This window comes from Vibrio sp. M250220 (assembly GCF_036533795.1).
GTDB lineage: Bacteria > Pseudomonadota > Gammaproteobacteria > Enterobacterales > Vibrionaceae > Vibrio.
In genome coordinates, this window is record NZ_JATABI010000049.1 from 1 (window position 1) to 23,713 (window position 23,713).

The window sequence follows — 23,713 nt, forward strand, 5'->3', positions numbered from 1 at the left end:
AACCGTTGGCTGATGAGCTAGGCGGTGTAGAAATCGTTGGTCCGCATAAAGATGATAACTTTTGGCTACAAGGTCTTGAAGGCCAGAGCCAAATGTTTGGTTTCCCTTTGACTCAAGCGTTTGAGCCAAATCAATGGCTTAATGACGGCGATAAAATTGTGTTTGGTCAACAGGTTATGAATGTCATTCACACTCCGGGACACACTCCGGGCCATGTTGTGCTTTACAGCGAAGAAGCGAAACTGGCTTTTGTTGGTGATGTTCTGTTCAATGGTTCTGTGGGGCGTACCGATTTCCCGAAAGGGGATTTTGATACCCTAATTAACTCGATTAAGAGCAAGCTATGGCCACTAGGTAACGATGTGCGCTTTGTCCCTGGTCATGGGCCAGAGTCAACGTTTGGTCGTGAACGCGCTTCGAATCCATTCGTTGCGGATGAAATGCCTCTTTACTAACGGAATACACAGAAAAGGTCGCTTATGCGACCTTTTTAATGGGCAGGAGATTGCCGACTAGCCATTCCATTACTCCTCAGGATCGGCAGCGGCTAAATAACGTCGAGCAAGGCCGACAAAGTCTTTGGCATCTCTATCAAGGTCATTTGCTGAGATAAAAATATCGTAATCGAAATACTCACGCTGATATCTCATTCGATTAGCTAACATCGCTTGCAATCCCTTAAATTCCTTACCACTTGAGTTTCGATAAGATTGTGAGTCTAAAACGATCTCTTCAAAACGTTCACTTTGATGATGCTGGCGAGCGCCCAGATAGAGCAGGGCGCGTTGACTGAGCAGAATTTCAGTCGCTATTCGCGGGCATATGCTCTCTAAGTAAGGGGAGTAGTTTTTAATCTTAATTCCAATCCAAGGAAGAGGCTGTTGCCATCCCTCCTGATCATAATGGCAGATACCTATCTTTTGAATGTTGTTCCACTTGAGTACCCAGCCACCTTTAAACAGGTGTTGCTGAAAGTGACTGGCTGTCAGGGTAAATTGAACGGTACTTTTTAGCACTAACAAGTAGCCGAATCCGAGCAGACAAAGAACCGCAATCACGGTTAAAACGGCTTGTTGCCATCCTGGCGCATAGAGCATAAGAAACAGGAAGCCGATGACAAAAAGTCCGACTAACCAGCGACTCGTAATCGGTGAAATGAGGAAAGGGTGATTGGTTAAGTGTACCGTTTGCATATTCCACAACCCGTAAGTGTAATACCTCTGTTTATATACTCAGTAGTGACGAATTTGATCACTGGAGAGACTGATTAAATTGTAGTCTGATCCAAGCATATCGCGCATTTTTGTGGCATAAAACCCCCCATGCTCTGTAAATGGGTGCAAAATTTTGGTATAAATCGCGCTTCAAATTTTCACCACTGCTCCGTATGCAGTGAAATGGAGAGATACTCGATGAGACTTGCTCACAAGCGCAAAGTGCAGGCAAAACTGCAAAAACGCATCAAAGCGACAGTTGCAAATGTACAAGCAACAAAGAAAGCTAAGCCTGCAGTTGAGAAGAAAGTAGCTGTAAAACCAGCAGCGGAGAAAGTAGTCGTTGCTGCAACAGCAACAACTGACGTTGCGCTTACTCCAAAGCAGCAACAAGTTCTAGAAATCGTTGTTAGCAACGCAGAAGGCATCAACCCTAAAGGTATCGGTCTGGCAGCAGGTCAAGATGATGCTAAAGCAGCATCTTGGGCAACGGGTGCGCTGAAGAAACTATTAGAAGAAAATCTAGTAGTCAAAGAGCAACTAGCGGGCAACAAAGTTATTTATAAAGCAGTTTAATTGCCGCTGGAAAAATCACTACAAGCCTAAGTGCTTTGCTGATTAATGTGTATTAGCCTCGACTTATGTCGGGGCTTTTTCATATCTAGTGGTAATTTTATCTGTCCAAGTCACACTTTTTATCAATATATTTATTTTCTATCGCGTACGACTTACTAAGTATATCCTCACAGTGCTGAGTCGATGCCTCAATTTAATACTATGTTTTTAATGGTATTTATTTGTTTATGGACTTTTGGCTACGTATTAATACGTAATTCTTTAGTCGAATTTTACGTGTCGCTGTTAAATTTTATCAGTGTTCTCGCTGATTTTATCTTGTTAATAGATGACTCAATCTATAAGTGAAACAAAAGGTACCTAGATGGGTATGACCGTTAAACAAAGGACGTGAACATGAGTCTTATTAAACAATCTCTAAAAAGAGTATTAAAAGTGACGGCGATGGCAGCAGCTCTCGCGGTTATGTCGACTTCAGTATCCGCAGCTGAAAAAGTTTATCGCTTAAAGCTTGCTGAAACTTGGGGACCAAATTTCCCAGTGTTTGGTGACGCAACAAAGAATATGGCGGCAATGGCTGAGAAAATGTCTAATGGCCGTTTGCAAATTCGTATCGACTCAGCGAACAAACACAAAGCGCCGTTAGGTATTTTCGATATGGTTAAGTCTGGTCAATATGACATGGGTCACTCAGGCTCTTACTACTGGAAAGGCAAAGTACCTAACACTCTTTACTTCACTTCTATGCCTTTCGGTATGACACCAGCAGAGCAGTACGCGTGGTTCTACCATGGTGGTGGTATGGAACTGATGGATAAAGTCTATTCCCCTCACAACTTACTCTCGTTCCCTGGTGGTAACACTGATATTCAGATGGGCGGCTGGTTCCAGAAAGAGATCAATTCAGTCGAAGATTTGCAAGGTCTTAAAATGCGTATCCCAGGTTTTGCTGGTGAAATCTTAGCTGAATTGGGCGCAAAACCAACCAACATCGCACCTGGTGAACTGTACACGTCGCTTGAACGTCGTACGATTGATGCGTTGGAATGGGTTGGACCTTCACTAGACCTACGTATGGGCTTCCACAAAATTGCACCTTACTACTACACGGGTTGGCATGAGCCAGGTTCAGAACTTCAATTCCTAGTGAACAAACGTGTATGGGAGGGATTGCCAGAAGATCTACAAGAAATCCTACGTGTGGCTATGCGTACAGCGGCTTACGATATGTACACGCAAGCAACGCACGAAAGTGGCAAAAACTGGGTTTCTATCAAGTCTGAATATCCTGATGTTCAGGTTAAAGACTTCCCACCTGAGGTAATGAATGCACTGCATGAAGCGAATGACCGTCTACTGGCTAAGCATGCTGAGTCTGACGACCTTGCGAAAGAGATTCAGAAATCTCAAGCAGATTACCTAAAACAAGTTCGTTCATGGACAGATATTTCACACCGTGCTTACCTGAACAGCCAAGCACAATAATAATTAGAATCGCCATGCGTGACGGTGTCACGCATGGTGCTAAGCCCAAGAAAAACCTCTAATAAACGCCATGCCAATCAGCATGGCGTACATTCAAAATTCCATGGAGTAGGGAATGAGAAGCCTAATTTATATCGAGCGAGTATTTAATCGCTTTGGTGACTTCCTCGGATGGTTATCAAGTATATTGTTCATTTTGTTATTGGCTAACGTCGTGTATGACGTAGTAATGCGCTATGCCTTTAATGATGTTTCAATTGCCTTTCAGGAAATGGAATGGCATCTATTCTCAGCGGTTTTCCTACTCGGCATTCCTTATGCCATTAAAGCGGGTGGCCATGTTCGAGTAGACCTGTTCTATGAGCGCTTGTCTCATAAAGCTCAGTCAATCATCGATATGCTTGGAACACTCTTTTTCTTACTACCATTTTGTATCCTTGTTACTTACTACGGTATCGACTTCGCCAAAGAGAGTTACGCACTGGGAGAAACATCGGGCGATCCGGGTGGCTTACCTTACCGCTGGATTATCAAGGCTATGATTCCATTGTCTTTTTTGTTCATGGCTATTAGCGGTATTGGTCTATTTCTTCATTCATTAAACAAGATCGTTAACCCGCATCTAATCTACGCAGAAAAACAGAAGTAAGGAGACAGGAAAATGGTTGGTATTGTAATGTTTTTTGTTGCCTTGTTTGCTCTGCTACTTGGCTTCCCTGTCGCGTTTACCTTTGGTGGTATCGCTCTTATCTTTGGTGTTTGGGCTGAAGGTTGGGATATGTTTGCCTTTATGCCTTACCGCGTTCAGTCGATAATGGAAAATACGGTTCTGATGGCCGTTCCGCTGTTTGTTTTTATGGGCTTGGTTCTGCAAAAAACACGTCTAGCAGAACAGTTACTTGAGTCCATGGGCAAACTGTTCGGTGGGGTACGTGGTGGTATTGCGATTTCTACCGTTTTGGTTGGTGCCTTACTTGCTGCGTCTACTGGTGTGGTGGGTGCTTCCGTGGTGGCAATGGGCTTAATCTCTCTCCCTGTTATGCTCAAGTACAATTACGACAAAGGGTTAGCATGCGGCACCATCTGTGCGTCTGGTACTTTAGGACAAATCATTCCGCCATCTATCGTATTGATTCTATTGGGTGATGTGCTCGGTGTCCCTGTAGGCGACTTGTTTCAAGCAGCGGTTTGGCCTGGTCTCGCCCTCGTAGGTGCGTACGTGGTCTATATCTTGATTTACGCCAAGTTAAATCCAGAAGCGGCTCAACCGATTCCGAGTGATGGTGATATCAGCCGCAAAGAGGAAGTCATTAAAGCGTTGAAAGCGGTTGTTCCGCCGCTCGCTCTAATCGTTGTCGTGTTAGGTTCAATTTTTGCTGGCATCGCGACACCAACAGAGTCTGCGGCGCTAGGTGGTGCGGGTGCTATCGTACTGGCTCTACTATACCGCCAGTTCAGTTGGTCTATGGTCTACGAAGCGTCAAAAGAGACGGTGAAAGTGACGGCGATGGTATTTGCGATCTTGTTGGGTGCGACTGCATTCTCTATGGCATTTACTTACACTGGCGGTGACTATTTAGTCGAAGAGTGGATGCTGCAATTACCTGGAGAGAAGTGGGGCTTCCTCATCATTACCATGCTGGTTATTCTGATCCTCGGCTTCTTTATCGACTTCGTAGAAATCTGTTTCATTATCGTACCGATTCTTGCGCCTGTTGCAGAAATCCTTGGCATCAATATGACTTGGTTTGCGATTCTGATTGCGATGAACTTACAGACATCCTTCTTGACGCCACCCTTTGGTTTCAGTCTGTTTTATCTCAAAGGCGTTGCGCCAAAAGTAGTGACGACAAGAGATATCTATCGCGGTGTAATGCCATTCATCGGCATACAAATCGCGGTATTGATAACCCTACTTGTCTTCCCCCAATTTTACGGAATGTGATCATTTAATTACAGTTAGTCTACAACTCCTGTTAAAGTTAGGTTGCTTGCCCACTAGGGTAAGCAACCTATGTTGTTTTAAAGGGGAAGGGAATGCCTCTACAAGCCAAGCTGATTGTACTCAGCTTATTGCCACTACTCCTAGTTACGGCTTTGACCAGTTGGATCTCCATTCATCAAGCAAAAACATTGGGTGAGAAAGAGATACAAATCTTTGAAGATGGACTGATTCGTTCAAAAGAAACGGCACTTAAAGACAAAGTGGACTTGGCGTTTGACGCGATTTCGCACATCTACAATGATGAAGAGTTGCCAGAAGAAGCAGCGAAACAACAGGTTAAAGAAGTCTTGACTAAGCTTCGCTACGGTAAAGATAAAGACGGTTATTTCTTTGCCTACGACGAAAGCGGTACCAATCTTGTTCATCCTGTTATGCCAGACCTCGTTGGACAAAATCTATTGCATATTCGAGATAAGAATGGCGACTACCTGATTAAAGCGCTGTTGGCTGAAGCACAGAATGGTGGCGGCTTTCATCAATATTTGTGGCAAAAACCTTCAACAGGGGAAAATGTCACCAAGTTAAGCTATGCCGCATGGTTAGATAAATGGAATTGGATGGTCGGCACTGGGCTTTACATCGAAGATATCACCTATGAAGTCGCCAATCTGAAATCTGAAGTTAACCGCAATATAGAGACGACCTTTTTCTCAGTAATTGTGATTGTGGTGGTTACCGTGGGTGTCATTGTGGTGATTACCTTGGCGGTTAATCTGCATGAACACAAACTGGCTGATAGAAGCTTAAAACAGCTAGCGCACCAAACAGTGATGTTCCAAGAGGATGAGAAGAAACATTTAGCTCGGGAGTTGCATGATGGCATCAATCAGCTTCTGGTATCGAGCAAGTGCCATTTGGAGTTGCTGGCAAGCAAAATTGACGATGCCGCATTGCAGCAACACCTTCAAAAGTCTCAGCAGTCGCTGACCACAGCAATTAATGAAGTTCGCCATATTTCTCACAACTTGCGTCCTAGCGCCCTTGATGATATTGGTTTGGAAGCCGCACTTAATAGTTTGTTGCTCGATTTTAAATCACACTCTGGCGTCGAAATCGAAGCGTCACTATCGACTCAACCTGGTAAGTTACAATCCGATGCTGCAACGACGTTATACCGTGTGGCTCAGGAATCACTGACTAATATAGAAAAACATTCACATGCCAATAATGTCAGTGTGATACTGCAGCAAATGGGCAATATGTTGCAACTGATTATCCGTGATGATGGCGTTGGCTTTGATGTCGGAAGCGCCCTTAGGAAAAGCGGTATCGGGCTGAGAAATATGCGCGAAAGGGTTGAATTTATTGGCGGTGACTTCGAAGTAGAAAGTGAGCCGGGGTTCGGAACGGAAATAACTGTGTTACTGGAATTGGACGGATTAGTTTATGGATAAACCGATAAAAGTGGTGATTGTCGATGATCACCAAGTTGTTTTAGATGGATTTATCGCTCGTTTAGAAACTGAAGATGATATTGAGGTGGTTGGTTCTGCCAGCAACGGTGCGGAAGCGATAACAGTGGTCAAAGCTTTAATGCCCGACGTTGTATTGATGGACGTGAGTATGCCATTGATGAATGGGATTGATGCGACAGCTCTAATCAAAGAAGAGATGCCTGATGTAAAGGTGTTAATGCTCACAATGCATGACAATCGTGAGTACATAATGAAAGTGATGCAGGTGGGAGCTGTCGGTTATATGCTCAAGGAAATCTGTGCACGTCGTATGGTTCAAGCGATTAAAACAGTCTATCAAGGATCGACCTACTTTTGTGAATCAGTAACTCAGACCTTGTTTTCTCAACAAGTCATCCCGAGTAGTAAGAAACCCAATCCACTTAGCCGACGTGAAGAGGCGATTTTGAAGTTGGTGGCGGAAGGCAAGAGTAGTAAGGAAATTGCCTCTTTGTTGAACATTAGTTATCGAACAGTGGAAACCCATCGTCAGAATATAAAGCATAAGCTTGACCTGCATAGTACGGCAGAGCTGGCTAAGTACGCTTTTGAGAAGGGTATTGTTGCCTGATTTGTAATGAACGTAAGTATGCGCGACTGTGGCGAAGTGCAGTGTTAAGGTAAATGTCGATTTTTTCGGTAAGTTTTACCGATAAAGACTTCAACAACCTCATTCCTTGGTTAGATCAACAACGCAACGGTCACTCAATCTTAATACATGGTGTGACGGGCGATGACTTAAAAGATCACACCGATTATGCCGACTGGCTAAGCGATGCGATTGATCTGAATCTTACGATTTTTGCTCTCGACAAATAGGGCTTGTCCATTCGGTAAATAACCTGAGTTGTTCCAATGGCGCCGCTTGTGTAAAAGCGTTGACTTATTTCATCATTGGGCAGAATTGGCAATGGAGCAACTCATCGATGCGTTGTTTACGCACGGTTATTATGTATGGGACGATTTTTTAAATGAAGATGAAGTTGCACAGTTAAGGGAATGTATTCCAGCAGATTGGAAAAACGCTCGAATTGGACGTAACGAAGAAAGGGCACTAGAACGTAAGATTCGTAGCGACAAAATTCAGTGGTTACAGCCTACAATGGGATTTCCAGTCGAATGTTACCTAGCGAAAATGGAGCAGATTCGGCTTGAAGCCAATCGCTACTTCTTCTTAGGTCTTTTCGAATATGAAGCACATTTCGCGAAATACGAAAAAGGCGATTTTTATCAAAAGCACTTAGACAGTTTTAATGGTAATGAAAACCGTCGACTAACGACGGTTTTTTACATGAATGAATCTTGGAGCGAACAAGACGCAGGTGAGTTGGTGGTGTACGATCTGGATGATAATAAGCTCGCTCAGATATCACCAAAGTCAGGACGCTTGCTGGTCTTTTTCTCTGAACAGTTTCCGCATGAAGTGTTGCCTACAAACGCGGATCGTTACAGTATTGCTGGATGGTTCCGCGTTAACGGGGTGAAAGACAACTTGCTCGATATTGCCCGTTAATCCTCTAAAAACAGAAGTGACAATTGTCTGCTGTTAACCCATGAACACCTTGTCGACTCGCAAGGTGTTCTTCGCCTTGTTTCCGTCCCATCGTATACCCCTCATCGCGCCACCTTCAACAACAAGTGCTCTCATAATGTCCTCAACTCAAAACGATCGATAACCGGAGTCTAACCAGCTGTAGCACGGGAGGATAATGGATGGTCTATATCGTTGTGATAGCTTCAATCTATCAAGGTGTAGCAATACATTATGCGACTTTAAGTTGCGTCTGTTTTTTTATACAGTATTTTCTTGACGTAGTGAATTGAGTACCTATACTGTTTATAAATACAGTTGTATAGGAGGCTAGTATGTTGTCAGAAACCATCGAACGCGTTAACCGCCTACGTCAACAGGCTTTGTGTGATCCAAAATTCATTCAATCAGCCAAAGCACATGAAAAGGCGCTCAAAGCTCAAGAGCAGCAGAATAGTGCTGCGAAAAAACTCAAATCTAAAGTGAGAAGAGACAAGAGTCTCGCTGAGATCTATCATCAAACTGAGTTTGGTCAGCGCTCTGATAGCTCGACACACTAACTAAACGCCGAAGCAGCCTAACTGGCTGCTTTTTGCGCAAAAAAATGGCCGCTTTACAGCGACCGCACAAACAGGAAGTAATGGATATAATAGGTAAGCAATGCGCATTCAGCCATTGATACCTTTATTGAGTCTAGTCCATGATCTTAGTTTGGCGAGTTGTCGTTCTATAAATTGCGTCAATTTCTGATTGGGGCATTGATTTTTCTTCTGAATTTCAATGATTCCAATACTGTATTTACTATATTTTTCAGGCTATATATCTGCAGTGTAGTTATGAATTCGACGATTATTGTTGTTAAGTTGCATTTATTTGGACTAATTCACTACTATTGATTCCAACCATTGATCGATGACAATGAAAGGTGAGATTTGTTTGCTATGTATGCGATATGCCTCACATCAGGTCTGCCTATTCAAAGTTAATCGTCGTAAAATCCCTTCCTTCTGATTGCGTCCCGTGGAAACAACATGGATAACAAACTTGGCTTGAGCTCCCTGACCGCCATCGTCATCGGTTCGATGATTGGAGCTGGTGTGTTTAGCTTGCCACAAAATATGGCTTCGGTAGCTAGCCCTGCTGCTGTAATGATTGGCTGGACAATCACTGGCGTGGGTATGATCTTTCTTGCGCTCTCTTTCCAAACGCTTGCCTCACATCGACCAAATGTCGACAGCGGTGTTTTTGGCTACGCAAAAGCGGGATTTGGGGATTTTGTTGGTTTTTGCTCAGCATGGGGCTACTGGCTAAGCGCAATGTTGGCCAACGTCTCTTATCTGGTTATCGTATTCAGCACTCTGGGGATGCTATTTGATACTCCGGATAACGTTATTTTTGGTCAAGGCAACACGGTAATTTCGATTATTGGTGCATCTTGCTTGCTGTGGATGGTGCATGCGCTGGTGTTGCGCGGTGTCCAAACTGCCGCATTGATTAATATGGTGACAACGTACGCAAAACTGGTTCCGCTGATGGCGTTTATTGTCTGTGCGATGCTTGCCTTTAGTTGGAACACTTTCACTCTTGATTTTACCGGCGTTCATTTTGGTGAGGAGCACAGTCTGTGGTCGCAAGTGAAGAGTACGATGCTTGTGACGGTATGGGTGTTTATCGGCATTGAAGGCGCTGTTGTCGTCTCAGGTAGAGCTCGAAACAGAAAGGACATCGGGCGAGCGACGATTCTAGGGCTGCTTACCGCGTTAGCAATCTATGTATTCGTCACCTTACTTTCAATGGGTGTGGTAAAGCCGGTTGAACTGGCTCAATATCAAAACCCATCTATGGCGCGAGTATTGACGGTCATTTTAGGTCCATGGGGACAATACATCATCAGTATTGGGTTACTGATCTCCGTGTGTGGTGCATTTCTAAGCTGGACAGTTCTTGCGCCTGAAGCGCCTTATCTATGCGCTAAGGAGAAGATGTTTCCTAAAAGTTATGCGCGACTGAACGAAGCGGGGAGTCCGGTTAAGCCGCTGACCTTAACGAATATCTGGATTCAGGTTTCCCTAATCTTTGTCATGTTCGCTGGTAGTACTTACGACACCTTGCTGATTATCGCTTCAGAGATGATTTTGGTACCGTATTTCTTAGTCGGAGCGTTTGTCCTAAAAATAGCCATTGAAGAGAAGAATCGAGGCAGCCTACTTTTTATCGGTCTCGGTGCATCTGTTTACGGACTATGGCTGTTGTACGCGTCTGGTCTCAACTATTTATTGTTGTCCGCAATACTTTATCTGCCCGGACTGTATTTCTACATCAAGGCCAAAAGTGAACAAGGCGTGAATCCATTCGCAGGAAAGGAAAAGCTTGGAGCAAGCATGCTTGGAGTAATAGCGCTGTTCTCGATGGCTCTTCTGTGGCAAGGCAGCCTTAGTCTCGGATTTTGACACTTTCCCCCGTGTTATTGCGGGGGATGTTTTTATCGGCTCTTGGCTGTATAGCGGTATCGTGCGCTTTCCAGCACAGTGAATGCTAAACCCACCCAAATAAGCCCAAAGCTGATGAGTTTTACTTCATCGAAGAGTTCACCAAATAGATAAACGGCAAGAAGAAACTGGATAGATGGTTCGATATATTGCATCAAGCCAATTGTTGTTAAAGAGGTCAGTCGTATAGCGATCGAATAGAAGACCAAAGGGAGTAGCGTTGCTGGAGCTGAACCAAGATACAGCATAAGAGTCGTCGTATCTGAGTGAAGGGATACGGCCCCAAAAGTAATCTCTTTAACCAGCATGTAGATCGCTGCGATAGGCAGTAAAACCAGAGCTTCGGCGAACAGACTCGTAGCCCAATCGAAACCGATTTGCTTTTTCAGCCAGCCGTAGAGTGAGAAAAATACAGCGATCGAAATGGCAACAAGGGGGATCTCACCATAATGAATGATTTGATAAATAAGCCCAATGCATGCCAACAGGAGCGCGACTTTTTTGCCTAGTGACAGGCATTCGCCAAGCAAAATTACCCCAAGCGCCATTGTTACAATCGGACTGATGAAAAAGCCCAGACTTGATTCCATGACTCTTTCATTAGTTAACGCCCAAGTGAACGCAAGCCACGAAAAAGACATAACAATAGCGGCAGCAAAGGTATATACGAGAGAGCGTTTATCTAACCAGATAGCGGTTAAATTAGGTAAGTGTTTGGTAGACATGAGGACGATGAGCACGCCGAGAGGAACAGAGGCGATCAACCGTATCGCCAGTAACTCATCGCTCGCAGCGTTGGGTAGGTATTGATAGTACAAAGGCAACAACCCCCATACTACGAAAGAAAAGGCTGCCATTCCGTTGCCTAGACGATGGTCAGACATAATGACCTCATGTCAATGAATCGTTAGAAAAATCTATTACCTCTAAGCTAGAGTGTAAAGAAATTAGTCACTCAGTGAGTAATGTTTGGAGCATTGCTCTGTTGTCATACAAGGCTGGTAGAATAATAAGTAATAAAAATTGGTGTGGTCAGCAAGACACTCAGCTGCCGACTGAGAAACGGGGATTCGCTCTCAGTAGAGAGAGAACAACGGCAATAGGTCTGTAGATGTAAGTCCTTGTATGTTAGATTATTATCACCTTAAGTACTGACTAAATAGGAAGTACTATAATTAATGTATATAGCTGGATGCTGAGTTGTAGGGAGCAAGAGCATGAAGGACTTAGATCAGAAACGGAAATATTACCGTTTAAAATACCCAAAGCGTGCAAGGCCGTTTGTAAAGTTCGCAGATGAAATGTTTCAAGTCACAGAGGTGTCCGAGGGTGGGATAAGAATGGTTATGAACAACTTCACCTCTATGTACAAGGGCTTAGCCGTCAAAGGTGTTCTGAACCTCCATGATGAAAACTCTGTGGACATTGAGGGAGCGGTACTGCGTTTTGACAACGACGAAGTGATAATTCAACTTCGTGTTGGCCCAACCTTCAAAATTATGGTTGATGAACAGCGTCATATTAAAAATAAATATCCAGTCTTCTTCGCACGTTTAAGAGAACGAGTTGCGTAACATCAGCGGCATGACTTTTCTCTCTTTTAAGTGATCACACCCAGTTTAATCATCAATCCAGCCATACTGAACCTTGCAACAAACGTTCTCCTATTCAAACCGACCATCTATAGTTCAAGGCGTTAACAAGATGGAATTATCTGTTCTCGCAGTGAATCGTCATAGAGATCAATAGCGTGTCATATATTTTAATTAAGGTGCTCAACTTCGGACTGGATTGCCCGTTTTCAATTCTACAAATATGAGAAGGGGAAGTATTACACAGTTGAGCCAAGTCATCTTGAGTCATTCCAAGGAGCTGTCTCTTATTTCTTATAGTACTAATTAGTTCTTGTTCATTCATAATTTATCAAACTATGTGTCGAGTTGCTCAATGTCGATATGCTGAGTGATCTTGTCTTCTTTCTCAACAATAGTCTCAAACTAGACAATGGAAACTGAGATTCTTAGCCCACTAGTCACTATTGATTCCTATTTGAAACACAATTAATTATTTTTGATAAATCTGATTTTATTATTTTAGCTTGAACAAACTAACAATTTTAGATGCTTGGTTTTCTAATCTGAACTTTACGATGTTTCTGAGTGGATTGGAATATTCCGACAATTTTCTAATAAATCAATTGAATTTTACTTAATGCTCTAAATGTCAATTTGGCTGGGATTCTGCGCAATGTATGGGGTATTCGTCACTGATAGCACCTCAGTCAACGGCATGAAATTGTTTTTAAATTCAATATATTGACTTGAATTCTTTATGGCAATAGAGGGTTGCCTAGTTGTTGTTACTATGTTGATACAAAATAACAAAGGCTTTTGGTAATATTGTGTCAAAATTGCCTAATATGATAAGGCGGCCCAATGAAACTTAACTTTCGAAATCTATCCACTAAAACGAAATCTATCCATTAAAACAGAGTTAATCAGTCTGTTTTCACTAGTATTTCTGACCATTTCACTACTATTTTCCATGTATTGTCAGTATGTAGTGAGTTCGAAGAAAGCAACGCTAATCGCCAGCATTCACTTGATTCGATTAAAAAATATATGGGAAGGATGTTATCGCAACATACAATATCAGATTGATGTTCTTGAAAGCCTCTGCGAGAGATATTGATGACAACTACCTTGAAAAACGCCGTGAAGCGGACTATACAGATAGAATAGACCGATGGTATGAGAGTAGTCTGAAAAATCTTACTGATACTGCTGGTAATGCTGATTAACCTAATTAGTGTTTCTGTAACCGAACTGTCTTGCACCGCACAAGAAGTTAATAACAACGCGAATCATGGGCAAAAAGCGTCAGATGATGCGAAAAGCCAAGTCGTCATTGGTCAGGCTGGCATTGATAGATCAAGAGAGAGCACTAAGATGATTTCTTTATCAATCAACAAAGCGGCAGAACTGGTTATGGAGCTAAAGAAGAGCTCTTGCAACATTAGCCAGGTCATCGAAGTGATTAATAACTCTCGGAGCAAACGAATTAAATGTCACTCTTCTTCTTAATATATGCAACGTGTGTAATGAAACAACCTATATCTTAGGTAAGATAAGTCTGAAAATTATGTGTTACTGATACATAATTGTACAGCTTTGTTACAATAGAGACATTAAAAGATAAATGGGTATTTTATCAGAAAATACTTAACTAGTTGTTGCCTAAGAGTGTATGTTGAATGGTTTAATCTTTGTTTGGTCAAAGTTGTAAACATTCAATGGCCGATAGTTCTGATTGATGGTTTATAGATAACTTTTTGATTGGATAGATTTAAGGCGTCTTCCTTCCGATTTTATTAATCGGAAGGGCTCTTAGTAAAATTATGGCAATGGTGCTACTTGCATTTCGATAGGGGAAAAGTCTTGAAACGAATCCTATTATTAGAAGATGACCTTTTTACTTCTAGGCTATTAAAAGGAGCTTTGGAAAAGGTTGGATTTATAGTCGTACAATCATTTGATGTTTCCTCTGCTTTTCATGCTGCGGTGGGAAATCATTTTGATCTTGCTATTTTTGATGTTCAGTTACCTTCTGGGTCAAGTTTGGATTCATTTTCTCGGTTAACGAAAATACTCGATTGCCCGGTAATCGTCTATACCGCCAAACAAAGTACCAGAATCGAATTAAAAAGCTTTGAGATTGGGGCATCTGATTTTTTATTAAAGCAGAGAGGAGTGGATATCTTGGTAAGTCGAGTTAAGCGACTTGTCAATATGGAAGATACTGAGCACTTTAAGGCTTATCACGAAGAGGTCGATACTCCTTGTTTTGAAATTAATAAGGATCAGCGTACGTTCGAATATAACGGTACTGTGTTGGAGTTGACAAAAAATGAAGCCAATATTTTGTTCTTTATTTTGTCACAGGATAACTTCTTTGCTGACCGGGAAGAATTAAGCTATTCAACAAAAGGGCATGGTTATGATGGTTGGAGTCGAGCGCTCGATCTCGCGATTAGTCGCCTGAGAAAGAAAATCAGTCAACAAACCTGCGGCAAAGTCGAGCTACAGTCAGTCAGAGGCAAGGGATACAAAGTGAATTTCAGTAGATAGAATTAAATAGTGAAAAGGCCCAATGAAATACCGATGCGAGGAGCTAACCTACTTAATTGACAACGTCTGCTTTGGCGATAAAGCGGACGCAATGACACTCATCCAAAGTTTAAGAGAAGAGATTTTAAAGTTGGGGCGATGCTGCTCGTTTGGCCACTCATCGTTTGTTTTCATTGATGACATGAACCGTAGAAAACATAAGTTGGTTGGTAGTTCAGGTTTGTTGGGGCTGTACTCACTTTCCGATCATCTAAGACAAATGGTCTTTATCGACGAAAAATATGAATACAACTATCTGATAATAATGAGTTCGTTGAGATTTTCAATTTATTATCTAGATGAGCTTGTTTTCTATCTTCGCCGAGAGATCATCTGAGTGAACATGTAATCTATCATGAATTTTCAAGATATAAACATCCTTATTGCGGAGGATTATCCTCTCAATGCTATTGTGCTAATCAAGATGTTGACACATCTTGGCGCGAAATTTACGCATTTTGAGGATGGAGAAAGCCTCGTATTGCACTATCGAAATAACCGTAACTACGATCTGATTTTTATGGATCTAGAAATGCCTTATCTAAATGGATTTGAAGCCTGCGATTTGATTAGAGAGTTTGATGTCGATATTCCTATCATCGCATGCAGTGCACATTGTTACGATGATATAAAAAATGAACTCAATAATAGTCAAATGAATGGTTGCTTGAAGAAACCTTATACCATTGGAGAATTGGTTGACGTCATTGTTAGGGTTTGCTGATTGCTTATAGATAGGTATTAAATTCGAACTGAACTATTTTGGATGTTTTTAATGTCCGACATGAACTGTTTTATCAAATAAATGGAACGGTTGTTGGTGTTTAATATGGATATGTTGCAATTATGATACACATCTCTAATTTCTGCCCATGTTGTTACATGAATGATACCTTGGTAGGTTAATGATATGTGAATATCGTTAAGTCAGTGGCCTGGTTATTTAAATTGAAATTACTCACTTATATCAGTTTCAAGGTTTTATAGATGTCTCTATTGTTAAATATATTTTTTCTACTAGGTAGCGTGTCATTGATTAATAGCGCTTATGCCGCCTCTATGGACTCAATGTCACAGGAGGATTATCAGTATATAGAAAGCCTAGGAGATGTGAATATCGCTGTGCTGTCCGAAAAAGGGCAGCCAGTTTATCCGACATCTGGACGCGGTGAGTTTTATAACCTTAACGTGACCTATATGAAAAAAATTGCCAATGAACTCGGTTTGAAGATCGAATTTGTCGAGTTTGAAAATACCGAGCAAGTGATGTCTGCTCTGTATGCAAACGAAGCGGATTTGATACTCGATTTTAACGAGAAAGCGATTAAAGATAAGCAAGGGTTGTTTTACTCAGCACCTATATTTAAAAGCTCAGTTGCGTATTGGAGTAATAGTTATGTCGACCAAGAAAACTTAGAAACGCGACCATGGGTGTGCGTTTCTGGAACCGTGTACTGTAATATTTTGGATAGCCGGGGAATCGAGAATGTGACTCGCGTGGCTAACTTTAGACAGGGTACAGAAAGCGTTATCAAGAGTGACAATAAGATATTTATTGATAGCTATATTAGCTTTGCCGAGTATCTGAACGCGACAGATAATGTCTCTAGCCCTATTTCAACGCCCCCTTGGGGAGGATTTGTTTACGCGCAGATTGTTTCACTCTATGAAAACAAGCGTTTAGTCGAGATCATCAATAAGATTATCAAGCGTTCTATTGAAAGTGATCACCTCATAAACAGCACCAGTCCTTATTATTTTTCGGACATGATTAATAGGGCATTTCGTAATAGCAATTACAGCAATCTCATCAAGTACTCATTTGACGATGATTCGTTTCCACTACTTTTTAGGAATCAAGATGGAAGTCTTTCTGGCTATCTCAAGGATATTCTAGACCTGATATCATCAAGGACGATGCTCGAATTCGAGTATGTACCCTTAAGGCAATCTGTGTCAGCTTACGATATGCTGGCATCAAATGAGATTGATCTTATCCCTTATTCGTCGATAACCGTGGGTTCCAACGAGAGTGTCGAGTTTACCGACGCCTTCATGTCGTTTACTTATTACACTGTCAGCTTAGCATATTCGGCCGGACAAAAAAAAGAGTCGAAAGGTGTTCTGTTATCTGAAGGCAAAAAGCATGTTGACGTAAAAAATCCGTTATTTGGCGAGAACACCAAAGTGTTTAAGGATTCTAAAAAAATCCTAAGGGCGTTAGAAACGGGTGAGATCGACATCGCTTACATACGTGAAGATATCATTGAGATTATTATATCGTCTCATGCTGACGACGAGTACTTTGTCGATCGTACCAAACCGATTGTCTTGAATCTGGCAATGGCCGTTTCGTCAGATAAGCTTTCACTCATTAATGTGCTGAACAGCATTTTCAGAACCTGGGATCAAAACGAATTAAACAAAATTAAAAATTCCTATGACCCGTTTAATGTCGTCTATGGCTATGAAGAAAAATACCTATATCAGGTGACGTTCGGTTTTGTGTTTGTCTTTCTGTTTAGCGTCGTGATTTTCTATTTGTTGCAGAAGAATATGAAGCTCAACGTTATCATCAAGGAGAAAGATGCCGCTGCAACGAGAATCGAAAATGAGTTTTTAAACTCTGTTATTCGTCAGATCCCTTCAATTGTTTTTATCTACGACGATAGATCCAATATCCGCTACACAAACTGCAGCAAATATTTGAGTAATCAGTGTAATGCTTGCCAAATTTCCGAAAGCGGTATGGGCTACAAAAATAAAAAAGTATTTGACGATATGTTCCGCAATGATCTGACGATCAATGATGTTTGCCGCACATATAACTGTCCGCTAGACATGGAAATGATGGAGTATGTCTGCAAGAAAATCACGCTCAACGACAAGGAATACATCCTAACGGTCATTAATGATATTACCGAGAAAAACCAACGAGAAAACGATCTGAAGAATGCCAAGAAAAAGGCGGAATCGGCGATTCAGGCACGTGATAAGTTTCTCGCCTCGATGACGCATGAGCTAAGAACGCCAATCGCTGGCATGGTCGGGTTGATTGAAATGCTAGGGGCAAAAATCGAAGATGAAGAGGAAACTTTGCTCATTAACAACATCTCGTCATCAGCAAGACAACTGAATGTTCTGGTGAATGATATTCTGGATTTCTCGAAGCTGGAGGCTGACCAACTTAAGCTTTCCCCTTTTGATTGTGATGTATTGCGAGAGACCAGTGAGGTTCTGCGCGTCCACAAAATTGCCGCAGATAAGAAAGGCATCCGCCTACACTATAACTTTAAACCTACCAATGTCAGGTTGGTCTCTATTGATGGTCTGAGGTATTCGCAAATACTTAACAACCTCCTGTCCAATGCGATTAAATTTACCGACATAGGCACGGTGACATTAGAAGTTGAACTCAGCGATACATCAATCAACTTTTTGGTGACAGATACTGGCTGTGGCATGTCGACAAAAGTTCTTGCTACTGTGTTTAGTCCATTTGTTCAAGCGGATAGCTCAATTGCACGGAAGTACGGTGGCACTGGGTTAGGTTTGTCCATTGTTTCTGAGTTGGTCGAACTCATGAATGGGCAACTCAATGTTGAGAGTATTGAAAATCTTGGTACTAAGATGTCGGTTTCGCTCCCGCATCAGCTCGTTAGCACCTACAAAGGACAGCTCAGCAGTTTGGATATTCAGTTCGGTGACGTGAGTGACAACATCAAAGAGTGGGTCGCTATCTGGTCGACGCTAACCGGCTACCGAGAGTTGGAAATTCCAGATAAAGGACACAGTATACTGATCACTTCTGACTACAGCAATGTCGACAGTGAGATACCTTTCGAAAGACGTATTGTCTTCAAGGATGGTGTTGAGGGATTTAAGCAAGTGGAGCAACAACAGATTGTTTTGTCTAATTCGCCGATATTTCCTGACTTACTATTTGAATGCTTGTATCAGCATGCAGACAAAGCCTCGACATTAACGCCCTTAAGATTCGAGCAATTGCAAGGAACGGTACTCGTTGCGGAAGATAACCCTATCAACCAACTTGTGATTCGTAAGCAGTTAGAGCAGTTGGGGCTTACGGTCAATATGGTTGACGATGGTGAAGCCGCTTACCACGCGATCATGGAGCATCCTGATGGCTTTGATCTACTTATTACGGATTGCCATATGCCCAATATGGATGGGTTCGAACTCTCTAGCAAACTACGCAATGAAGCCAATCTAGATAAACACCTGACCATTATTGGCTGTACGGCAGAGGATTCAAGCATTGTTCGAAGTAAGTCTAATGAATCGGGGTTCGATCATATCTTGTTCAAACCTTATGGAATAGAGAAACTAAGGAATCTATTGGAGGCATGCTTGTTAGATAATGGAACTAAAATCGCCCCTATCACGCATTGGTTAGACAAATATAATGAAGAGGAGGTTGAGCAATTAAGGAAGATTTCGGTAGCGTGCCTATCAAGCGATCTCAAGTTATTAGAAGAGCAGCAAGAGGATTTACCCGCGCTCCAGAAAACGGTACACAAGATCAAAGGTGGTGCGTTAAGTTTAGGCATCGATGATCTTGCCAAGATTATTTACAAGGTAGAACGCTCGATTAAAGGAGGGAGAAAAGTCGAGCTTAAGTCACAGCTAGAGATTCTGGCCGATGTAATGCAGAAAAATATTGCGCTTATCGAGAACTATCAAAGGTCAAAGATATGAACATACTTATACTTGACGATAGTCCTCTAGAGCTTATCTTACTTGGCTACAAACTGAAAAATATTGGCTGCAAGAATGTCCACTCGGCGAGTTCGGTAGAGAAGGCTATGTCGTTACTAAGCAGGATCCAATTCGACTTAATTATTAGTGACCTCGACTTGCCTGGTAAAGACGGACTGATGTTTTTATCTGAACTAAAGAAAAGCCATTATAACAATGCTGTGTGTATCTCTAGCTGTGTTGATGAAGGCATTATTGCTTTAGCGAGCAAGATGGCGACAACTCTTGGCCTTAATGTGGTCGGAACCTTAGTTAAACCTGTCTATGAAGATAGCCTTTGTAATCTTATACAGATGACAAGTGAGTTATTGTCTTGCGCACCAGTGAAAAAGGACCTCGATTTCTCTATAAATGAAGTCTTATATGGTTTAGATAACGAACAATTTCATAATGTTTATCAGCCGCAAGTTTGTTTTAAGACGAACAAGCTTATTGGGTTCGAAGTATTGGTGCGCTGGCAGCATCCCCTTAAAGGAACACTGACCCCCAACTACTTTATCCCGCTACTAGAAACTAACCAACACACGGACTTGCTTCTTGATGCCGTCATGAATCGACTCAAAGTGGATTTTGTCTATATTCCTGATGGTATGAAAATATCCATAAACCTGACCGCAGACAACTTTATGGAACTCGACCTCGTCGACAAATTGGTTAGCATGGCTGATGAAGTCGGCATGGACATATCTCTATTAACCCTTGAAATTACGGAAAGCCAAATTTTTCAGCCATCGACAACAATGCTAAGTAACATCGCTCGGCTGAGGATGCTCGGTGTAAAAATATCTATCGATGACTTTGGCACTGGTTACTCCAGCTTCGGTAATCTCGTGGACATCCCGTTTACTGAACTCAAGATCGATCGCCAATTTACTAAGCGTTACTTTTCGGACTTGAAGTCGAGGCATATCGTTGATTTAACGACAGAACTGTGCCGCAGAACCGGAATAAAAGTTGTCGCGGAAGGGGTAGAAACAAAAGAAGAATTTGAAGCATTGCGTATGCTAGGCGTGGATGTCTGCCAAGGCTTTTACATTGGCAGGCCATTAGCGATTGAAAAACTCAAATCGTTTAAAGTTCTTAGCTAAGCCTATCTAAGGTAAGTTTGATTCTCGTCGCTCGATATGGCTGACGGCGAGAATAAACCCATCACGTTGTTATCCCGTCATTTGAAATGCATGCGTATATAACTCAACCAATGGCTGAGCTAATTAGGGGGAGGGGCGTAATTAAGAGATGGAACCTTGGAAGGAGATTATTTCGATAATGGAATTGGCATTGTATTTATTTAATATTCTAGATTTGTAAGTACTTACCGTTTTATTGCTCAAAGAGAGAAGTTCAGATATTTTTTTATTAGAGTATCCTTTCGCCAAATAGGACAACACCAACGCCTCTCGGGCAGATAGGTTCGAAGTTTTTTGGGCAGGTATTGCTACACTGGATTCGAACGCGTCCTTGCCCTGACTGACGAGTAATATCGCAGCTCGAATTGTCTCTATATCTTGCGTTTTGTACACCAATCCATTGGCTCGGTTAGTGCGAGCGATCTGCGAGTACATTTTTGAATTACATGAAGATATGAACAATATTGCACCTTCAAATCCCAGTGAGCGCAATCTTTTGGCATAGTCGATGCCGCTACCGTTGCTGATTTCAGTATCCAAAATCACAGTTTCGATACGTTTGTTGCGTATGACCTGGCTCGATTTCGCTGCGCAGCTCTCTTTGTATACAATACAGTTTGGGTAGATGGTTCTAATTAAACTTTCTAACGCTTTTTGAAATAATGGTTGAGCATCTATTAATAGGAAATTCATTTTGCAAAAAATCCTTATTCACTATTATTGCTATTAAAAAAAATAGCTCGCCTAGCAGGGAGGCCGTTTAGCGAGCTTAAAACGTGAAAGCTATTGGGTACTTTCACAAACTGAATATCTTTTTAGATACTAGTAAGAACGTGATAGGCTTTTGTAACAATAGTGAATCAATAGTGTTTTTATTAAGATTTATATGAATAAGCGTTAATATCGTTTTGTCAATTTCGCTACATTTCATTTTTGTGTTTTGTATAAAAAGCACTCTTTGAGGTGACTGTCCTTATAAAAATAGTGAGCTCGGAAGCTCGTTTATGCGCCGCTAATATTGTGGTTGAATCAATATAGCTAACACCCTCGCGCCAAATAGCATAAGATACACGGCCTTTAGCCAGTATTGAGCCACTCATTGTAATGATAGATAAAACACAGCAAACGACTTTTGCCGACCTTGGCCTGACTTCAACCCTAGTCGAGCGACTAGATGAATTAGAATATCACCAGCCAACTCCAATCCAATCGCATGCCATTCCTCATGTGCTTAATGGAAGAGATATCATTGGTGGTGCCAACACGGGATCTGGAAAAACTGCCGCGTTTTCGTTGCCAATTCTGCAAAAGATTCTTGAGCAAGATTTCTCAAATACTCGTCGCGGTAATTTTGTTTCTCACCTGATTCTAGTTCCAACCCGTGAGTTGGCGTCTCAGGTGGCCTATAATGTAAAATCATACTCATATCATCTTAGAGATAAGATCAAAACAGTCGCTGTATTTGGTGGTGTATCAGTAAACCCACAAATGCTCGCACTTCGTGGTGGTAGTGACATTATCGTTGCGACTCCTGGTCGACTACTTGATCTGATCTCGAGTAACGCTATCAAGCTAGACCAAGTAAAAACGCTCGTTCTCGACGAAGCCGATCGTATGCTGAGCCTTGGATTTACCGACGAGCTAAATAAGATTCTTGATCTACTACCAAAGAACAAACAGACCTTGCTCTTCTCTGCGACTTTTCCTGAAAAAGTAACGACTTTGGCTCAGCACTTGCTCAGTGACCCAATTGAAATTCAACTTCAAAGCGCTGAAGCGAGTACTTTGGTCCAGCGTGTATTTAGCGTGAACAAGGGTCAAAAGACAGCAGTACTTGCACATCTCATTAAACAGCATCAGTGGCGACAGACATTGATTTTTGTTAATGCTAAAAATGCTTGCAACCATCTGGCTCAAAAACTATCGAAACGTGGCATCACCGCCGAGGTTTTCCATGGTGACAAAGGACAAGGAGCGCGCACGCGTGTTCTTGACGGCTTTAAGTCAGGCGAGATTCAAGTACTTATCGCTACCGATATTGCCGCGCGTGGTCTGGATATAGAAAAGCTACCAGTGGTTATCAACTTCGATCTTCCGCGTAGTCCTGCCGACTATATGCATCGAATTGGACGTAGTGGTCGTGCAGGTGAAGTCGGTTTAGGCTTATCTCTGATTGATTACGATGATTATCACCAATTTAAAGTGATCGAAAAGAAGAATAAGTTCCAGCTTGAACGTGAACAGGTAGAAGGTTTTGAGGTGGAAGACGACCAGAGTGAAGCGTATTTTCAACCGATGAAACCGCGTGCAAAGCCAGCCGGAACAGGAAAAAAGAGCAAAAAGCGCAAGCAGTAACTAGTAGCTAAGTGGATAAGAGCGCAATCAGCTCACCTATCCACTTGCGATTTTTTAGAGCCTCATTTGAAAGGTCAAATGGGACTCTATTGCCAATTCACGCGTTGTATGATCGGCGTGAAGGACGTCCTCTAGGGGAGCGCTGTTTAAATGCAGAGGCTGCTTTGGCCTGTGATTTAAGAATAGAATCAACCGTTAGCTGCATTGGCTCTTTAGGCTCAAGCCCATGAGGAAAAGTACGAGCTCTTGGTGGTAGGTCATATTCCTCTGCACTCGCTCTTGGCATACGCTTAAAACGATATAAGTAAAAGTTCTCTAACTTTTCTCTCGCCCATTCAGTCTTCTTTAAATACTTTACGCTACTTGCAATCGAAGGTTTGGTATTGAAGCAGTTAAAGCGCATTGCTGCATCTAGAATGTCCCATCCATAAAAATCCACCAACTCCTGCAACATAGTTTCTAGCTTTAGCCCGTGCAGTGGGTTGTTTTGTTGCAGTTCGATTCTTTCTTCGTCAGTCATCATTTAATTTTT

General features: G+C 42.1%; 23 protein-coding genes. 18 read left to right on the plus strand and 5 right to left on the minus strand.

The features are described 5' to 3' along the window. Positions 1 to 455: MBL fold metallo-hydrolase (locus QTN94_RS15840; protein WP_331428216.1), on the plus strand; the 455-nt coding region annotated here is incomplete at its 5' end. 69 nt (positions 456 to 524) lie between these two features. Here QTN94_RS15840 and QTN94_RS15845 read toward each other — a convergent pair. Next, a complete protein-coding gene (locus QTN94_RS15845; RefSeq protein WP_138971332.1) occupies positions 525 to 1,193 on the minus strand; it encodes a DUF2982 domain-containing protein in 669 nt (222 codons plus the stop codon). Between the two features lie 219 nt (positions 1,194 to 1,412). Between QTN94_RS15845 and QTN94_RS15850 the strand changes: the two genes are divergently transcribed. From QTN94_RS15850 to QTN94_RS15900, 10 genes are all read left to right on the plus strand, one after another. Continuing rightward, positions 1,413 to 1,790 carry a MarR family transcriptional regulator gene (locus tag QTN94_RS15850; RefSeq protein ID WP_138971333.1) on the plus strand — a complete coding sequence of 126 codons (378 nt, stop codon included), beginning with the start codon at positions 1,413 to 1,415 and terminating at the stop codon, positions 1,788 to 1,790. A gap of 396 nt (positions 1,791 to 2,186) precedes the next feature. Further along, positions 2,187 to 3,275, plus strand: a complete 1,089-nt coding sequence (locus tag QTN94_RS15855) for a TRAP transporter substrate-binding protein (protein WP_138971334.1) — start codon at positions 2,187 to 2,189, stop codon at positions 3,273 to 3,275. A 115-nt stretch (positions 3,276 to 3,390) separates the two neighbouring features. Next, positions 3,391 to 3,924, plus strand: a complete 534-nt coding sequence (locus QTN94_RS15860) for a TRAP transporter small permease subunit (protein WP_138971335.1) — start codon at positions 3,391 to 3,393, stop codon at positions 3,922 to 3,924. Between the two features lie 12 nt (positions 3,925 to 3,936). Beyond that, positions 3,937 to 5,220, plus strand: coding sequence for a TRAP transporter large permease (locus QTN94_RS15865; protein WP_331428217.1), 1,284 nt, complete (start codon positions 3,937 to 3,939; stop codon positions 5,218 to 5,220). Positions 5,221 to 5,312: 92 nt separating this feature from the next. Continuing rightward, a complete protein-coding gene (locus QTN94_RS15870) occupies positions 5,313 to 6,674 on the plus strand; it encodes a cache domain-containing protein (protein WP_138971337.1) in 1,362 nt (453 codons plus the stop codon). Next, complete coding sequence (locus tag QTN94_RS15875) at positions 6,667 to 7,305, plus strand: response regulator transcription factor (RefSeq protein ID WP_331428218.1); 639 nt, start codon at positions 6,667 to 6,669, stop codon at positions 7,303 to 7,305. The genes QTN94_RS15870 and QTN94_RS15875 overlap by 8 nt, the downstream gene beginning before the upstream one ends. Before the next feature lie 53 nt (positions 7,306 to 7,358). After that, positions 7,359 to 7,553, plus strand: a complete 195-nt coding sequence (locus QTN94_RS15880) for a DOPA 4,5-dioxygenase family protein (protein WP_331428219.1) — start codon at positions 7,359 to 7,361, stop codon at positions 7,551 to 7,553. Between the two features lie 91 nt (positions 7,554 to 7,644). Next, positions 7,645 to 8,247, plus strand: a complete 603-nt coding sequence (locus QTN94_RS15885; protein WP_331428220.1) for a 2OG-Fe(II) oxygenase — start codon at positions 7,645 to 7,647, stop codon at positions 8,245 to 8,247. Between the two features lie 353 nt (positions 8,248 to 8,600). Continuing rightward, positions 8,601 to 8,825, plus strand: coding sequence for a hypothetical protein (locus tag QTN94_RS15895; protein ID WP_331417146.1), 225 nt, complete (start codon positions 8,601 to 8,603; stop codon positions 8,823 to 8,825). Positions 8,826 to 9,296: 471 nt separating this feature from the next. Further along, positions 9,297 to 10,715, plus strand: a complete 1,419-nt coding sequence (locus tag QTN94_RS15900) for a basic amino acid/polyamine antiporter (protein ID WP_331428221.1) — start codon at positions 9,297 to 9,299, stop codon at positions 10,713 to 10,715. Between the two features lie 32 nt (positions 10,716 to 10,747). Here the strand turns inward: QTN94_RS15900 and rarD are convergent, their stop codons facing one another. Beyond that, the gene (gene rarD / locus QTN94_RS15905; RefSeq protein WP_331428222.1) at positions 10,748 to 11,638 is read right to left on the minus strand and encodes an EamA family transporter RarD; all 891 of its coding nucleotides are present in this window, start codon (positions 11,636 to 11,638) and stop codon (positions 10,748 to 10,750) included. Between the two features lie 333 nt (positions 11,639 to 11,971). Between rarD and QTN94_RS15910 the strand changes: the two genes are divergently transcribed. Beyond that, complete coding sequence (locus QTN94_RS15910) at positions 11,972 to 12,328, plus strand: PilZ domain-containing protein (RefSeq protein ID WP_331417148.1); 357 nt, start codon at positions 11,972 to 11,974, stop codon at positions 12,326 to 12,328. A 136-nt stretch (positions 12,329 to 12,464) separates the two neighbouring features. Here QTN94_RS15910 and QTN94_RS20670 read toward each other — a convergent pair whose 3' ends face one another. After that, complete coding sequence (locus tag QTN94_RS20670; protein WP_138971344.1) at positions 12,465 to 12,671, minus strand: helix-turn-helix domain-containing protein; 207 nt, start codon at positions 12,669 to 12,671, stop codon at positions 12,465 to 12,467. 872 nt (positions 12,672 to 13,543) lie between these two features. On the opposite strand from QTN94_RS20670, the gene QTN94_RS15915 reads away from it, so the two are divergent. The 5 genes from QTN94_RS15915 (at position 13,544) to QTN94_RS15935 (ending at position 20,787) form a co-directional block, all read left to right on the plus strand. After that, positions 13,544 to 13,837 (plus strand): hypothetical protein, encoded by a 294-nt coding sequence (locus QTN94_RS15915; RefSeq protein WP_331428223.1) that lies wholly within the window; start codon positions 13,544 to 13,546, stop codon positions 13,835 to 13,837. Between the two features lie 354 nt (positions 13,838 to 14,191). Next, positions 14,192 to 14,881 (plus strand): response regulator transcription factor, encoded by a 690-nt coding sequence (locus QTN94_RS15920; protein ID WP_331428224.1) that lies wholly within the window; start codon positions 14,192 to 14,194, stop codon positions 14,879 to 14,881. Positions 14,882 to 15,275: 394 nt separating this feature from the next. Continuing rightward, on the plus strand, positions 15,276 to 15,644 hold the full coding sequence (locus tag QTN94_RS15925) for a response regulator (RefSeq protein ID WP_331428225.1): 369 nt from the start codon (positions 15,276 to 15,278) through the stop codon (positions 15,642 to 15,644). Between the two features lie 263 nt (positions 15,645 to 15,907). Continuing rightward, entirely contained in the window at positions 15,908 to 19,639 is a 3,732-nt protein-coding gene (locus QTN94_RS15930) for an ATP-binding protein (protein WP_331428226.1), read from the plus strand. Next, a complete protein-coding gene (locus tag QTN94_RS15935; protein WP_331428227.1) occupies positions 19,636 to 20,787 on the plus strand; it encodes an EAL domain-containing response regulator in 1,152 nt (383 codons plus the stop codon). The genes QTN94_RS15930 and QTN94_RS15935 overlap by 4 nt, the downstream gene beginning before the upstream one ends. A gap of 141 nt (positions 20,788 to 20,928) precedes the next feature. Here the strand turns inward: QTN94_RS15935 and QTN94_RS15940 are convergent, their stop codons facing one another. Then, positions 20,929 to 21,519 carry a response regulator transcription factor gene (locus QTN94_RS15940; protein WP_331417154.1) on the minus strand — a complete coding sequence of 197 codons (591 nt, stop codon included), beginning with the start codon at positions 21,517 to 21,519 and terminating at the stop codon, positions 20,929 to 20,931. Between the two features lie 411 nt (positions 21,520 to 21,930). On the opposite strand from QTN94_RS15940, the gene QTN94_RS15945 reads away from it, so the two are divergent. Then, on the plus strand, positions 21,931 to 23,181 hold the full coding sequence (locus QTN94_RS15945; RefSeq protein ID WP_331428228.1) for a DEAD/DEAH box helicase: 1,251 nt from the start codon (positions 21,931 to 21,933) through the stop codon (positions 23,179 to 23,181). A gap of 97 nt (positions 23,182 to 23,278) precedes the next feature. On the opposite strand, the gene QTN94_RS15950 is transcribed toward QTN94_RS15945, so the two are convergent. Continuing rightward, positions 23,279 to 23,704 (minus strand): VF530 family DNA-binding protein, encoded by a 426-nt coding sequence (locus tag QTN94_RS15950; RefSeq protein WP_331417156.1) that lies wholly within the window; start codon positions 23,702 to 23,704, stop codon positions 23,279 to 23,281. Between the last annotated feature and the right edge of the window lie 9 nt (positions 23,705 to 23,713).